Source organism: Pseudoalteromonas sp. SWN29 (assembly GCF_015864465.1).
GTDB lineage: Bacteria > Pseudomonadota > Gammaproteobacteria > Enterobacterales > Alteromonadaceae > Pseudoalteromonas.
Window position 1 is genome coordinate 1 of sequence record NZ_JADYXE010000070.1, and the last position, 14,614, is coordinate 14,614.

At 38.1% G+C, this 14,614-nt stretch carries 14 protein-coding genes and 2 tRNA genes; 7 read left to right on the forward strand and 9 right to left on the reverse strand.

Annotated elements, in window-relative coordinates:
- Positions 1-86 precede the first annotated feature (86 nt).
- Positions 87-171 (reverse strand) — tRNA-Tyr (locus I6F53_RS18735).
- A 49-nt stretch (positions 172-220) separates the two neighbouring features.
- A tRNA-Tyr gene (locus I6F53_RS18740) sits at positions 221-305 on the reverse strand.
- A gap of 112 nt (positions 306-417) precedes the next feature.
- Here I6F53_RS18740 and I6F53_RS18745 point away from each other — a divergent pair.
- The 3 genes from I6F53_RS18745 to I6F53_RS18755 all read left to right on the forward strand — a co-directional run bounded on the left by I6F53_RS18745 (position 418) and on the right by I6F53_RS18755 (position 2,536).
- Positions 418-945, forward strand: coding sequence for a VC2046/SO_2500 family protein (locus I6F53_RS18745; protein WP_197240767.1), 528 nt, complete (start codon positions 418-420; stop codon positions 943-945).
- Between the two features lie 179 nt (positions 946-1,124).
- Positions 1,125-1,427 carry a DUF6172 family protein gene (locus tag I6F53_RS18750; RefSeq protein WP_197240768.1) on the forward strand — a complete coding sequence of 101 codons (303 nt, stop codon included), beginning with the start codon at positions 1,125-1,127 and terminating at the stop codon, positions 1,425-1,427.
- Positions 1,428-1,618: 191 nt separating this feature from the next.
- On the forward strand, positions 1,619-2,536 hold the full coding sequence (locus I6F53_RS18755) for a diguanylate cyclase (protein WP_197240769.1): 918 nt from the start codon (positions 1,619-1,621) through the stop codon (positions 2,534-2,536).
- Between the two features lie 63 nt (positions 2,537-2,599).
- On the opposite strand, the gene I6F53_RS18760 is transcribed toward I6F53_RS18755, so the two are convergent.
- From I6F53_RS18760 to I6F53_RS18770, 3 genes are all read right to left on the reverse strand, one after another.
- On the reverse strand, positions 2,600-3,079 hold the full coding sequence (locus tag I6F53_RS18760) for a YchJ family protein (protein ID WP_197240770.1): 480 nt from the start codon (positions 3,077-3,079) through the stop codon (positions 2,600-2,602).
- Positions 3,080-3,108: 29 nt separating this feature from the next.
- On the reverse strand, positions 3,109-3,552 hold the full coding sequence (locus I6F53_RS18765; RefSeq protein ID WP_149591965.1) for a SulA-like leucine-rich domain-containing protein: 444 nt from the start codon (positions 3,550-3,552) through the stop codon (positions 3,109-3,111).
- Positions 3,553-3,850: 298 nt separating this feature from the next.
- Entirely contained in the window at positions 3,851-4,315 is a 465-nt protein-coding gene (locus tag I6F53_RS18770; protein WP_197240771.1) for a tetratricopeptide repeat protein, read from the reverse strand.
- A 118-nt stretch (positions 4,316-4,433) separates the two neighbouring features.
- Between I6F53_RS18770 and I6F53_RS18775 the strand changes: the two genes are divergently transcribed.
- Positions 4,434-5,726 (forward strand): NCS2 family permease, encoded by a 1,293-nt coding sequence (locus I6F53_RS18775; protein WP_197240772.1) that lies wholly within the window; start codon positions 4,434-4,436, stop codon positions 5,724-5,726.
- A 72-nt stretch (positions 5,727-5,798) separates the two neighbouring features.
- Here the strand turns inward: I6F53_RS18775 and I6F53_RS18780 are convergent, their stop codons facing one another.
- Positions 5,799-6,557, reverse strand: a complete 759-nt coding sequence (locus I6F53_RS18780) for a hypothetical protein (RefSeq protein ID WP_166420642.1) — start codon at positions 6,555-6,557, stop codon at positions 5,799-5,801.
- Between the two features lie 322 nt (positions 6,558-6,879).
- Here I6F53_RS18780 and cysB point away from each other — a divergent pair, with 322 nt between their 5' ends.
- Positions 6,880-7,857: an HTH-type transcriptional regulator CysB gene (gene cysB / locus I6F53_RS18785; protein WP_197240773.1), complete on the forward strand. Its 978-nt coding sequence runs from the start codon at positions 6,880-6,882 to the stop codon at positions 7,855-7,857.
- 76 nt (positions 7,858-7,933) lie between these two features.
- Here cysB and I6F53_RS18790 read toward each other — a convergent pair whose 3' ends face one another.
- From I6F53_RS18790 to pabB, 3 genes are all read right to left on the reverse strand, one after another.
- A complete protein-coding gene (locus I6F53_RS18790) occupies positions 7,934-9,310 on the reverse strand; it encodes an L-serine ammonia-lyase (RefSeq protein WP_197240774.1) in 1,377 nt (458 codons plus the stop codon).
- A gap of 101 nt (positions 9,311-9,411) precedes the next feature.
- Positions 9,412-9,987 (reverse strand): NUDIX hydrolase, encoded by a 576-nt coding sequence (locus I6F53_RS18795; protein ID WP_197240775.1) that lies wholly within the window; start codon positions 9,985-9,987, stop codon positions 9,412-9,414.
- 6 nt (positions 9,988-9,993) lie between these two features.
- A complete protein-coding gene (gene pabB, locus I6F53_RS18800; protein ID WP_197240776.1) occupies positions 9,994-11,352 on the reverse strand; it encodes an aminodeoxychorismate synthase component I in 1,359 nt (452 codons plus the stop codon).
- A 155-nt stretch (positions 11,353-11,507) separates the two neighbouring features.
- On the opposite strand from pabB, the gene I6F53_RS18805 reads away from it, so the two are divergent.
- Together I6F53_RS18805 and I6F53_RS18810 are read left to right on the forward strand one after the other, a co-directional pair.
- Positions 11,508-13,034, forward strand: coding sequence for a fumarate hydratase (locus I6F53_RS18805; RefSeq protein WP_007583843.1), 1,527 nt, complete (start codon positions 11,508-11,510; stop codon positions 13,032-13,034).
- Between the two features lie 426 nt (positions 13,035-13,460).
- Entirely contained in the window at positions 13,461-14,501 is a 1,041-nt protein-coding gene (locus I6F53_RS18810; RefSeq protein WP_197181505.1) for a Leu/Phe/Val dehydrogenase, read from the forward strand.
- Positions 14,502-14,614 lie beyond the last annotated feature (113 nt).

Consider the following 14,614-nt stretch of genomic DNA (forward strand, 5'->3'; position numbering starts at 1 on the left):
GAATATAGGAATATAGGAATATAGGAATATAGGAATATAGGAATATAGGAATATAGGAATATAGGAATATAGGAATAGTAGAGAAGTGGTGGAGGGAGCTGGATTCGAACCAGCGAAGGCTGAGCCGTCAGATTTACAGTCTGATCCCTTTGGCCGCTCGGGAACCCCTCCACACTAATTTTATTGCATTTGGCCCCACTTAACTTAGCGGTAAGAAAAGTGGTGGAGGGAGCTGGATTCGAACCAGCGAAGGCTGAGCCGTCAGATTTACAGTCTGATCCCTTTGGCCGCTCGGGAACCCCTCCAATGCAACGGCGCTGATAATAGCAAATTGCGTATTTAAGTAAAGAAAAAAGCTAAAGAAAATTGAAATAAAGCCGATAAATATCTATCAGTTACCACAATCGGCTAAAGACTATGCAAATAGATGATTTGTTAATCACAGAGAGTCAGTTAAACAGTAGACTCAATAATAGTGTGCATGAAAATCGTCGTGGCGAATTTTCACTATTATTAGCAATGTTGTCACATGACGCACTCGACTTTAGTCAATTTCATTTACCAAAAACTGAAATAGATAATTTAGTTATAGAAGAAGAGGCATTAAGAAAGCAATTTGGCGCAGGTCCAAAACAACTTTTAGCCACTGATGAATATAATATGTTGGTTGGACAATTCAATGCTGCATTAATATCTCAAGAAGGAGAGCGTAGCGGCATGACGAGCATTAAGCTAATACAATGCTTAAACCCTGAACCGCTTGCGATTAGAAATGATGATAAGCATATTCCACTTCATATAATAGATAACTGTGAACTTGCTGTCAGAAGAAGAATTAAAAGCGAACAAACGCAATTAGCTAATCCACCAATAGATGCAGCTGCCTTTTACGACAGTCTTAATAATGATGCAATACATCAACCACTTCAGCTTATTGCGGTGTGATATATGATTGTAATAATCATCAGTTAATATATGCTTTATAACGGGTCTGCTTTATATATTTGCTAATAATTGATTTAATGAAAAAAAAGCATCCAAAAATTAAATGCAATTGCTATAATGGCGTCAAATGGTATGACATGAAATGCCATTATCATTAAACCAAGGTAATTAGGAACGTAATGAAGAAAACATTCACGCTAAATCACGAGAAAATCAAATACCCTCGTATGGTTGATGCTGCAAAGCACGAAGTGAAAAAATATTTGAAAAGAGAGCGTAATAAAACGCTACCTGAAGATGCTGACTATTGGGCATTTGACTGTAAGTTTGGTAATACAGCTGAAGATGCGCAAGTTGTGCGCGTTGCTGAATTAAGTAACCAAATTGGCGAAATTGAAAAGCAAGGTTTGACCTCTTTCTATGTAGAGATTTTAGCTCGACCTGCTCAGCGTCAACAGTTAGATTTAGATGATGACGAATAATACTTAATTTAATTAAGTATTCGAAGTTATAAAAATGAGCCCAAGTGGCTCATTTTTTGTTTTTATACTTTAAAAGTTTTCGATGGACTAATTCTTATTGGTAATTGAGTAGTAATCAATGCATTAACATTTGCATAACAAAATATAGTGCTATAGGGTGTGTTTAATTAATAAAATAAAATAGTTGTATCATGCCGATAAATTACTCTGACCATCAATTAAAATTAAGTTTGAAGAACTCTAAAGTACTTGTAGTTGACGATCAGTTATTGAGCCTCATAGTATTGAAAAAAATATTATCAGAGCATTTTCATATAACAACAGCTGAAAGTGGAGAAGAGGCAATTGAAATTTGCAATGCAGAGGTACCCGACATAATTCTACTCGATATTAATATGGGTGGAATGAGCGGTATTGAAACATGCTTAAAATTAAAAAATAATACTGAAACACAAGATATCCCTGTTATTTTTGTTACATCCTTTGAAAACGAAGAAAGTGAGTGCTGGGAAGCTGGAGCTGTTGATTTTATTAAAAAGCCAATTAATACAGAAACATTATTTAGGCGAGTTCGTGCACATATAACATTAAAATTACAGCACGACTTACTCAATCAAAAAGTATTTTTAGATGATTTAACTAAAGTGTTTAATCGGCGCTATTTTGATGCACACTTTAGTAAAATGGAGCGAAGTGCCTTACGAGAAAAAGTCGATTATGCGCTACTACTTATCGATATAGATTACTTTAAGCAATACAACGATATTTATGGTCATGTGCAAGGTGATACGGTATTAAACCTTGTTGCACAAACTATTACTAATAGTTTGCAAAGGCCAACAGATTTTGTAGCGCGTTATGGCGGCGAAGAGTTTGTAGTTGTTTTACCTCATACAAGCACTGAAGGTGCAATTTGTGTTGCCGATAAAATCAAAAAAAATATAATCGACTTAAAAATTCTTCATAAATATTCAGAGTACGGGTTTGTTACCATTAGTATTGGCGGCTCAACATTACAACCTTACGAAAGTAATAAAAATACGTTACAGATCGCAGACGAAAAAATGTATGAGTCTAAAATGCAAGGGCGTAACAAAGTGTGTTTTTAAGCTGAGCTAGCGAATAAAGCTCGTGATACTTAAAAACACTTTATAGGTAATCAAATAAAATTATTACACGCTATGACATTTTTTATATTTTTTATTACTACCGCACGGGCAATCATCATTTCTGCCCACTTTAATATCTTCAACTGGGTATATAGCACCATCTAAATAACGCCATTTGGAATCTTCTTTAATAAACTGCGATTTTTCGTGAAGTTCACAAAATAAGTTTTGATAAAAATATTGGGCTTTAAATTCTACATTGCCAGTATCTTCATCATGGCTTGAGCTAATTACATCAAGATTGATAAATCGACAACTGTTAGCAAAATCATTGATTTCTTTAACCGGGTTTTCAGCTTGTTTTTCTTTTGCGTAGGTCTGATAAACATATTTTGCATTTTTAATAACATAGGCACTAAATCGTGAGCGCATAAGTTGTTCTGGAGTGTCAGCTTGCTTAACAGATAAGTGAAGCGGCTCGCAGCAATTGGCATAATCGTGCCCACTGCTGCAAAAACATAATGTGGTATTGAGTGAGGTCATAATAATAATACAGAGTCTAAAACATTAGTTTAACAAGCTTGTTGGGCGAGTGGTATCTCTGTTGTTTGAGCATTTTTAGTAAAACAGTATAGTTTTGTATTCGTTTTACTCAAATCGAACGATAGATTAGTAAGTAATTGGTTATTAACTATATCGGTCCAGGTAATTACCGCTGCAAAATTTCCGTTATGTAATGCAGAGTTTAATACATACTCTAAATTTACTAGGTGTTTTTGCCTAATTACTAAGAGTTTACTTGTATCAATAGAGCATGAGTCAAGTAAAGCTTTACTCGGTACATGGTCTGGAGCAATTAATAACGTCCAAGCATTAGAACTATTGTACTGATGTAATACTTTTAAAAGCTCAAAGGTCGCTGAAATTTCATCTTCAATCTGAATCAAATTTACGCAATCGCTTTGCTCATCTTGTTGGTAACTTTTAACTGTTCTTACGGTAATAGTCTGTAACATAATTTCACTCACTGGGTTTTTATACAGTATTCATATACAGTAGTTTATACAGTGTTTTCGTGCAAGCCTTTTATGCTATTTATTTGTACAGTTATTCAGCTTTTGATCATTGTTTTTATTTTTTAAATTTATAATTCTTTATTAATCAGCTTGTTATAGGGTTGTTTTTGAGAAGGTATTCTAAAAATAAATTTTTGAGTAATGTCTTAATTTTCGGGTTTTATACTGTATAGAATTGTCTTTGTAACCATATACAGTACTTTCAAACACTGTATACAGTACTTTTTTCATAGTTAGCCTATGTGTTTTCACTCGTGCGAGGGATCATCTGAGAAAACTGGAGTTGATGGATTTGTTCGTACAAACTTGCTGCATAACATTGGGCATCTTTAAATCGCTTAGTTTCAATATGCTTACGTATATCTGTAACCGCTGCAGTGGCAGGGGCGTATCCCTGACTACTTGCCAAGCTTAACCAAGCTACAGCATGAAATACACTTTGTGGCACGCCTTCACCTTTCACAAAAAATAAACCTAAATAAAACTGTGCTCTTTGGTTTCCTGCCATTGCAGCAAGGCGCATCCATTTTGCTGCTAATGGGGGTTGATTATTTTTTAAATAATATAGGGCTTTATTTAAAGTACTTTGCTCATTTTTTTTATTATCAATAGGCACAGAAGTATTTTCAGGTTGAGTCACAAAACCTAAAATATTATCTAGTTGTTGCGCTAAGTCTTGCTCGCAAGGTGTTGTTTTAAGCATATTGGTTAATTTATTATTTTAATTACTTTAATAGTTTAGTATATAGCAAGGTAAAATGTCCTGTAAAAGATAATTTTTATGTTAAAATCCCGCCACTTTTTACTATCACAAGTTTATTATGTTTGAAGCCTTATTTAAACTGAGCGAAAATAATTCAACAGTTAAACGCGAGTGCGTTGCTGGCCTAACTACCTTTATAACTATGGTATACATTGTATTTGTAAACCCGGCTATGCTTGCTGAAACAGGGATGGATCAAGGGGCTGCATTTGCAGCAACATGTATAGCAGCTGCAATAGGCTGTTTCATAATGGGTTTGTGGGCTAATTATCCATTAGCATTAGCACCTGGTATGGGACTAAATGCTTTTTTTACTTATGGTGTCGTATTAGGAATGGGTTATACCTGGCAAGCCGCGTTAGGGGCTGTATTTATGTCGGGTTGTATATTTTTATTTTTAAGTTTATTTAAAGTCAGAGAGTGGATTATTAATGCCATACCTCTGGTGCTCAAGCGAGCTATCGCAACGGGTATAGGTGCTTTTTTAGCATTAATTGCGCTTAAAAATGCAGGCATTATTGTCTCAAGCCCAGCAACATTAGTGCAGTTGGGCGACATTACTTCTCCAGGGCCGTTATTGGCTATATTAAGCTTCTTTGTAATAGCTGCGCTTTTATACCGCGATTTTAAAAGTGGCGTACTTATTAGTATTTTATTAGTGACTGGTATTGCCCTAAGTTTTGGGCTTGTTGAATATCACGGTGTTATGGCTATGCCACCATCAATAATGCCTACTTTTATGCAGCTAGATTTTGCCGCAGCTTTTGATATTTCAATGTTGAGTGTTATTTTTGCCTTCTTGTTTGTCGATCTTTTTGATACTTCAGGTACGTTAGTTGCTGTAACCCAAAAAGCGGGTTTAGCGGATGAAAAGGGCAATATGCCTCGTTTAGGGCGCGCATTAAGTGCTGACAGCTCAGCAACAATTGCAGGTGCGATGCTAGGTACGTCTACGACTACATCGTATATAGAATCGGTTGCTGGTGTATCTGTTGGCGGACGTACTGGCTTAACAGCTGTAGTTGTAGGCATTTGCTTTTTACTGATGATGTTTTTTGCACCGCTTGCACAAATGGTACCGGCATATGCAACGGCGGGCGCTATTTTGTACGTAGCTGTGTTGATGCTGCAAAATTTAAAGTTTGTAGATTGGGATGATATGACCGATGCAATTCCCGTAACGGTTGTGTTGCTAATGACACCATTAACGTTCTCTATTGCACATGGTATTGCGCTTGGTTTTATATCGTACACTGCGGTTAAAGTATTGTGTGGTAAAAAAGATCAAGTCAGTATTAGTGTTTGGATATTAACAGCCTTGTTTGTTTTCAAGTTTGCATTTTTGTCTTAATGGCTAACGAAAAATAAAAAAAGCCTGCACAAATTTAATTTGTGCAGGCTTTTTAATGCTTTTATAAAAACACTACCATTTCTTTTTCGGAGCAAACAATATGTCTAAATCATCTTGCTCAGCTTCTGTTTTCTTTTTAAGTGCGCTTGCGTTAGAAGCTCTTAGTTCAACACTTATGGCTTCTAAGTAACCTTCAACTTCCAGGCGTTTTGCTGTTACATATTCGTCAGAATAGGTGACTGCACTGAGTGTTGCTTGCGCTTTTTCAAAGTACTGTCTTGCAGAGCCAACCATACTGGCTGAACGGGCAGACAAACCACGCTTTATTTGGCTTTCAATATTAATACGTAGTTGTAGTTTTTCGAGGCGTTTATCTTCTAAAACAAAAACTTGGCTATCAATACGACCTTTATTATGTTCAGAGCGTAAAATTGAGCGCAATTTTTTGATGCCTTGAATTAGGCCAACAAGTTGTTTGTCATTATTGGGTAACGCTAGGGCTTCACTGCTGTTGTCTAGAACTGCATTGGAGAGGTGCGTTTTAGCCTCACCTAAACGGCTTTTAAGTGCTTTAGATGTTGGCGAATTAGTAACCATCGTATTTAATGCTTCGTAAATACGGCGTTGCAATACACGGATTATATTTTCAGAAAGAGGTATATTGGCACTATTCATTAGCGCTTCTTCTGTTTCTTCTATTATAGCTTTTTGTTTTGTAAGCTCTTTACGGCGTTCCGCTTCTTGTTTTTCTTTGTGTTGTTGTACAGCACTTACCCAAAGTGCAATCACAATCAATGCAACTATAAGCACTATTATAATAGAAACGATCATGGTGTAATTCTCGGATATATAAGCTAATTTTATAATCTTACATTAAATATGTGTTAACAGGGTAGCTTTGCGCCGATTAACTTAAAAATATACCAAAAATTGATAGGTTCAGCCCTTTATAAACGGTAGTAAGCCTAAGGGCTTATAAATTTAAGCTGAATAATCATCGCTACCTCAAGCATATTTATTATGCTAGCCTTGAGCTCTAATCAGATAATTGCATACCTAAAGCCTTAAAGTACTATTTTATGTAAATAACACTTGGTTTTAAGTGGTATTGCCTTTATAAATAATATGAATAATAACGTTAAAATTTGCAGCCATGAAATTACAACAACTCAGATACATAGTAGAAGTACAAAATCATAAATTAAATGTTTCAGCGACTGCTGAGAGTTTATTTACCTCGCAGCCAGGAATTTCTAAACAAGTACGCATGCTAGAAGATGAGTTGGGTGTACAAATTTTTGGCCGCAGTGGTAAGCATTTAACGCATGTAACGGGTGCTGGCGAAGATATTATTAATATTTCTCGCGAAATACTCTCTAAAGTAGAAGGTATTAAAGCAGTTGCTAATGAACATACGTTGCCTGACCAGGGTAAGTTAAACATAGCAACTACACATACCCAAGCTCGTTATGCTTTGCCTAATGTTATTCAAGGCTTTATGAAAAAATACCCTGCGGTATCACTTCATATGCACCAAGGGACACCACAGCAAATATCTGATGCGGCAGCACGCGGTGATGCTGATTTTGCTATTGCTACAGAAGCGCTGCATTTGTATTCAGATTTAGTGATGCTGCCTTGTTACCATTGGAACCGCAGTATTGTTATCGCTAAAGACCATCCGTTGGCTAAAAAGGCAAATAGTTTAACTGTGGCTGATATTGCTCAGTACCCGCTTATTACATATGTATTTGGTTTTACGGGTCGCTCAGAGCTTGATAAAGCATTTAGCGCACACGGACTTGAGCCACATATTGTATTTACTGCAACTGATGCCGATGTTATAAAAACATATGTACGTTTAGGGCTAGGAGTAGGTGTTGTTGCGTCAATGGCGATAGATCAAGTGAGCGACACAGATTTAGTGTGTATTGATGCAAGCCATTTATTTGAAGCTAGCACGACCAAAATTGGTTTTAGAAAGGGCAGCTTTTTACGTACTTACATGTATGATTTTATCGAACGTTTTGCTCCACACTTAACTAAAGAGCGAGTAGAGCGAGCAAGCTTATTACGTAACCAAGATGACGTGGATAAATTATTTGCAGATATAGAGTTACCCGTTAAATAATGTAACTAGACTAAACGAGTAATAAAAAAGCCGTCTATTTTTAAATAGACGGCTTTTTACTTTTATAAAGAGCTGGCTAGCATTCGATAATATTAACTGCTAATCCACCGCGAGCGGTTTCTTTGTATTTGGTTTTCATATCGTTGCCGGTTTCAAGCATGGTTTTAATCACTTTATCAAGCGATACCTTTTGCTCGCCACTGCCACGTATAGCTAAACGTGAAGCGTTAATTGCTTTAATTGCGCCCATTGCATTACGTTCAATACACGGCACCTGTACTAATCCACCAACAGGGTCGCACGTTAGGCCTAAATTATGTTCCATACCAATTTCTGCAGCGTTTTCTACTTGTACAACGTTACCACCAACAATTTCTGTTAATGCACCGGCAGCCATAGAACACGCAACGCCCACTTCACCTTGGCAACCTACTTCGGCACCTGAAATAGAGGCATTCTTTTTATATAAAATACCAATAGCAGCGGCCGTCAATAAATAGCGCGTGGCTATATCGCGGTCTACTTCTTTCACAAATGTGTGATAGTACATAAGCACAGCCGGTAAAATACCCGCAGCGCCATTAGTTGGTGCAGTTACTACACGCCCACCTGCTGCATTTTCTTCGTTTACGGCAAGGGCAAATAAATCAACCCAGTCCATTGCACGAAGTGGATCGTTACTGACTTCTATATTTAGTTTTAAGTATAAGCTTGGCGCACGGCGCTTTACTTTTAAGCCGCCAGGTAAAATACCTTCGGTGCGCATACCACGGTCAATACACGCCATCATTACTTTCCAAATATGGAACAGCGTGTCTTTTATTTCATCTTCAGTGCGCAGTGTTTTTTCGTTTTTCATCATCAAGGTAGAAACACTAAACCCAGACTCTTTACACATCTCTAGTAGCTCTTTTGCGCTACCAAATGGGAAGGGGGCCGGGTTTTCTTCTCTAATATCGAGGGCCGCTTGTTTTTCGTTTTCAAACTCTTCGTCGGTAACAATGAAGCCACCGCCAATAGAGTAATATACTTTGCTGTAAATTTTTTCGCCGTTGTTTGAGGCGATAATTTCCATTGCATTAGAGTGCTTAGGCAGTGTTTTACGACGATGAAAAACAATTGCACCTTGTTTTGGAAACTTAGCTTTGTGTGTTTTGTTTAAATAAATAACTTGGTCTTTTTCAATGGTTGCTAAAATGTCGTCGACTAAATCGGCATCAATTGTTTCAGGATCGTAACCGGCTAAACCAAGAATTACGGCTTTACCCGAGCCATGGCCAACACCTGTTTGACCAAGAGATCCATACAGCTCTACTTTAATATCGGTAACATTTGCTAATAATTGTTGTTCTTGTAGGTCATTAACAAATAAGCGTGATGCGCGCATTGGGCCAACGGTGTGTGATGACGAAGGGCCAATACCAATGCTAAACATATCAAATGCACTGATCATAATGTGTGTCTCTACTTTGTTTTATCAGCACGAAGCTGCTCTTTGAACGGTCGAGCATGATAACGTGGAATTGTGATTGTGTAACTACTAATAACGAAGATTTAAACTGGTAAGGCGAGTTGTTTTGTAAAGTTTTTTATAATGCTTGCCGTCGCACCCCAAAGTAAACCATGTGGGGTTTTAAAACCTTGCAAAATAACTGTTTTCCCAAATCGTTGAAAAGGTAAGGGTTGCCAGTTAGCTTCGTTATTTAATTCAGTAACAGACAGTAAAAAGCTTGCTTGTACTTCATTGTAGTCATTTTCCCAGGTGGTACCTTTACTAAGTAACCCCACATACGGGCTAATACTAAAACCGGTTAAGGTTGAATACTCAGGTAAGTGACCTAATACATTAACGTTGCTTTGGGCAATATTTAGCTCTTCTTTTAGCTCGCGAAGTGCTGTGGTGCGAAGAGTTATATCGCTCACTTCAAACTTTCCTCCAGGTAAACAAATTTCCCCAGGGTGATGATGTAAATAAGTAGGGCGTTTGCACAGTAAAATATGTGCATGGTCGCCTACATCAATAATTGGCAGCATAACAGCGCTAGCGCGTTTTTTACGCGTGTCTTTTAATTGATTTGGCTCAGCTGTAGGGCTTAACAAAAACCGCGCCATAATGTGTTCACTATTCAAAGCGACCTACTGTTTTAATAAAGGGAGGATTTTATTTACTTTATCGTAAGTTTCTTGATATTCCAATTCGACTTTAGAATCAGCGACTATCCCCCCGCCTGCCCAGCAGTAAATTTGTGCTTTGTGGCACACCAAGGTGCGAATAGTGATACTCGTATCCATATTACCGCACGCACTTAAATAACCAATTGAGCCACAATAAATGCTGCGGCGATGCGGCTCTAGTTCTTCAATTATTTCCATAGCCCTGATTTTAGGTGCACCGGTGATTGAGCCACCCGGGAATGCGGCTTTTAGCTGATCGACCGCTGTTTTACCTTCATCAAGTTCTGAGGTGACCGTGCTCACTAAATGATGCACAGCCGGAAAGCTTTCAATAGCAAAAAGGGAAGGGACGTGAACGCTGCCTGGTTTTGCTACTTTGCCTAAGTCGTTACGCAGTAAATCAACAATCATTACATTTTCAGCGCGATCTTTAGCTGATGCTGCGAGTATTTGCGCTTGGCGTTGATCCTCTAGTGCATCTGCTTTTCGCGGCAGTGTGCCTTTAATTGGCTTGGTTTCTACAACGTTATTGTTTACAGATATAAAGCGCTCAGGAGAAATTGATAAAATAGCCCCTTGAGGGTGATTTATAAAGCTTGAAAACGGCGCTTTATTTGCCTCACGCAGTTTAATATAAGCTGCCCAAGGGGAGCCTTCAAACTGAGCGTTAAAGCGCTGCGCTAAATTAATTTGGTAACAATCGCCACTTTTTAAATACTCCTCAATTTGGGCAAACTTTGCAGCGTATTCCGTTTCGCTCATATTTGATTGCCAGTCGCTGTTTAGGGCAAAGGACTGCGTATTAACTCGAGAGTTAACGTGTGTATTTAAGTATTGCTCATAAAGCGCTAATCGATCGGTGTTTGGCTGCGATACATAAAACCAGCTTTGTTGCTGCTTGTCGTAAATAAGGGCATCTAAGTAAAGGCCAATAGCCATTTGGGGTAAGTTAATGTCTTCGATAGCAATTGTGGGAATGCTTTCAATTGTACGCCCTAGATCGTAGCCAAAGTAACCAAGCCAACCGCCGTTAAAGGATAAACCGTAATCGGCTTTAGTTTTATCAAGGCGCGAAAGCTCGCTATTCATTATTTCAAAACAGCTTTTACTGCTTTGTTGATCATTTAAATAGCTCTTGTTGTTTTGTACTTCAAGCGTCTTTGTCGGTTCAATTGCTATAATGTCAAAACGACTATTTACATGCTCACTATTAGCAGAATCTAATAGGATAGCGTAAGGAAGGTGTGCAAAATGTGCAAATACATCAATACAGCTTTGTTTTATCGCCAATTTAATACAATTATTTTTATTGTTTAGCATTTACTACCCCTTTAAAAACTGGCTCGAAGCGGGCTGGGAGGGTATCATAAGTCAAATTTTTTGGCAGCACTAAGCTGCAAAAAACAGTGCAAACCACCGTCACCGGTTTGATTTAGATTACGCGACAACGCGTAACGGTAACTTAAGGAACCACTATGAGTACAATTTGTCAGCAAGACTTTATTGATAGCATTGAAGATGCATTGCAATATATTTCGTTCTATCACCCACTTGATTTTGTTCAAGCACTCGAAAAAGCCTACAACAAAGAACAAAGTAAAGCGGCAAAAGATGCCATTGCACAAATTTTAATTAACTCACGTATGTCGGCTGAAGGTAAGCGTCCGCTTTGCCAAGATACCGGTATTATTACCTGTTTTGTTAAAGTAGGTATGGATGTTAAGTGGGATAAAACAGATTTAACCGTTCAACAAATGGTTGATGAAGGTACTCGTCGTGCATATTTGAATCCAGATAACCCTTTACGTGCATCTATTGTTGCAGACCCTGCTGGCACGCGTAAAAACACGAAAGATAATACACCTTCGGTTGTGCATATTGATTTAGTAGCGGGTGGAAAAGTAGAAGTAATGGTTGCAGCTAAAGGCGGCGGCTCTGAAAACAAAAGTAAAATGGTTATGCTAAACCCGTCAGATGACGTTGCTGAGTGGGTAGAAAAAACATTACCAACAATGGGTGCTGGTTGGTGTCCGCCAGGCATGCTAGGTATAGGTATTGGTGGTACGGCTGAAAAAGCGGCAGTGATGGCTAAAGAGTCGTTAATGGACCCGGTTGATATCCATGAACTAATGGAGCGCGGTGCAGAAACGACTGAAGAAAAACTGCGTTTAGAAATATTTGACCGCGCTAATAAATTAGGTATTGGCGCACAAGGCTTAGGCGGTTTAACAACGGTTGTTGATGTTAAAATTAAAACAGCACCAACGCATGCAGCTTCAAAACCTGTAGTAATGATCCCAAATTGTGCGGCAACTCGCCATGTACATTTTACGCTTGACGGTTCTGGCCCTGCGAATTTAAAAGCGCCTAAACTAGAAGATTGGCCACAAGTAACATTTGAAGTAGGCGAAGGCACTCGCCGTGTTGACTTAAATACACTGACTAAAAAAGATGTTCAAGAATGGAAAATGGGTGAAACTGTTTTACTTTCAGGCACTATTTTAACAGGTCGTGATGCAGCGCATAAACGCCTGCAAGATATGATCAACTCAGGTGAAGGTTTACCAAAAGGCGTAGACTTTGATAATAAATTTATTTATTACGTTGGTCCTGTGGATGCGGTACGTGATGAAGCAGTAGGTCCTGCTGGCCCTACAACAGCCACTCGCATGGATAAATTTACCGATATGATGCTAGAAAAAACAGGCATTGTAGGCATGATTGGTAAAGCTGAACGTGGCCCTGCAACGGTTGAGTCGATTAAAGAGCATAAATCTGTTTATTTAATGGCAGTAGGTGGTGCAGCTTACTTGGTATCTAAAGCAATTAAAAAAGCACGCGTAGTTGCTTTTGAAGATTTAGGTATGGAAGCTATTTATGAATTTGAAGTAGAAGATATGCCAGTGACCGTTGCAGTAGACAGTGAAGGCGCCAATGCGCATACACAAGGCCCTGCAATCTGGAAAGCTAAAATAGAAGAGCTTGATAGCAAGCTAAAATAACCTAACTTGTGTTGTTAAAAGCGAGCCTAGTGCTCGCTTTTTTGTTTTTTAGATATAGCTATGATCAGGTTTTCACATCTGACCAGTTGGTAATAATCGCCATTTTTTACTGTAAACCTATAGAGCATAGCGCTTAGCGGGCAGTTAGTACTTGTATATTAAACTTTACATATAGCAACATCGTTACGTTCACGTAAACGTAAGTTGGTGTGGTTTTTATATTTATAGTTTTTAAAACTGTCTAATGATGATTTTATGGGTTTTTTATCTGTATAAAAGTTTTAATTTGATTATTTAATCTAAGAGTCATGTTTTCATCGGTTTTATCATCTGTGAGTGTAGCGAACTCGAATATGAAGTGATAAAGTCTCGGCAATTTCCAGCGCGCATACCCTCTCACGGGTTAACTATTTCGGAGTATTTTAAGTGGCTGTGTTTAATCGAGTTGAATTTGATAACCATGAACAAGTAGTTTTTTGTTCTGATGAAGAGTCGGGTTTAAAAGCAATTATTGCTGTACATAATACCAATCTAGGTCCTGCTGTTGGCGGATGTAGAATGTGGGATTATGCAAACGACGAAGATGCTGTTTACGACGTGCTACGTTTATCAAAAGGCATGACATATAAAAATGCAGTAGCGCGCTTACCATTTGGTGGCGGTAAATCTGTAATTATAGGCAATGCAAAAGAAATTAAATCTGAGCAATTATTCCGTGCATTTGGTCGTCAATTAGAGCGATTAAATGGCAGCTATTACTCAGCAGAAGATGTAAATATCACATGTGCTGATGTCGCTATTATGAATAAAGAAACTAATTACGTACTGGGTCTTGAGGGTAAAAGTGGTAACCCATCACCATTTACAGCCTACGGTACTTTTTTAGGAATTAAAGCTGCGTTACAACATCAACGTGGCCATCAAGACTTTGCAGGCGTTAAAGTAGCTGTTCAAGGTTTAGGTGCTGTTGCTTATGGTTTATGTAAACATTTACATGATGCAGGTGCTGAACTGTTTGTAACTGATATTAACCAAGCAGCAATTGACCGTGTAGTTAATGATTTTGGTGCCACTGCAGTTGGTATTGATGAAATTTACGACTTAAACGTTGATGTTTATGCACCATGTGCATTAGGTGCAACGGTTAACGATTTAACGATACCGCGTTTAAAAGCGACTATTATTGCAGGCTGTGCTAATAACCAGCTGGCAGAGTCTCGTCACGGTGAAGTTATTCGTGAAAAAGGTATTTTATATGCACCAGACTACGTAATTAACGCCGGTGGTATTATTAATGTTTATTACGAAACAGCGCCAGAAGGTTACAGTGCAGCAGCGTCTAATAAACATGTTGAAGGTATTTTTAATACGTTAACTGAAATTTTTGCTCGCAGCGAAAAAGAGCAAAAATCAACGCATTTAATTGCTGATGAGTTAGCGCAAGAAATCATTAAAAACGGTCTGTAATCTAAGTTTGAATTTATATAAAGGTGTGCAATTGCACTAATGCCGATCATTTAAGAAATAGTTAATAGCACTTGAACGATCTTCTAGGTATGTAAGAATCCGAATTCTTTTGT

Coding starts and splice junctions, on each gene's coding strand:
- I6F53_RS18745 (WP_197240767.1), top strand. CDS start 418: ATGCAAATAGATGATTTGTTAATCACAGAGAGTCAGTTAAACAGTAGA.
- I6F53_RS18750 (WP_197240768.1), top strand. CDS start 1,125: ATGAAGAAAACATTCACGCTAAATCACGAGAAAATCAAATACCCTCGT.
- I6F53_RS18755 (WP_197240769.1), top strand. CDS start 1,619: ATGCCGATAAATTACTCTGACCATCAATTAAAATTAAGTTTGAAGAAC.
- I6F53_RS18760 (WP_197240770.1), bottom strand. CDS start 3,079: ATGACCTCACTCAATACCACATTATGTTTTTGCAGCAGTGGGCACGAT.
- I6F53_RS18765 (WP_149591965.1), bottom strand. CDS start 3,552: ATGTTACAGACTATTACCGTAAGAACAGTTAAAAGTTACCAACAAGAT.
- I6F53_RS18770 (WP_197240771.1), bottom strand. CDS start 4,315: ATGCTTAAAACAACACCTTGCGAGCAAGACTTAGCGCAACAACTAGAT.
- I6F53_RS18775 (WP_197240772.1), top strand. CDS start 4,434: ATGTTTGAAGCCTTATTTAAACTGAGCGAAAATAATTCAACAGTTAAA.
- I6F53_RS18780 (WP_166420642.1), bottom strand. CDS start 6,557: ATGATCGTTTCTATTATAATAGTGCTTATAGTTGCATTGATTGTGATT.
- cysB (WP_197240773.1), top strand. CDS start 6,880: ATGAAATTACAACAACTCAGATACATAGTAGAAGTACAAAATCATAAA.
- I6F53_RS18790 (WP_197240774.1), bottom strand. CDS start 9,310: ATGATCAGTGCATTTGATATGTTTAGCATTGGTATTGGCCCTTCGTCA.
- pabB (WP_197240776.1), bottom strand. CDS start 11,352: ATGCTAAACAATAAAAATAATTGTATTAAATTGGCGATAAAACAAAGC.
- I6F53_RS18805 (WP_007583843.1), top strand. CDS start 11,508: ATGAGTACAATTTGTCAGCAAGACTTTATTGATAGCATTGAAGATGCA.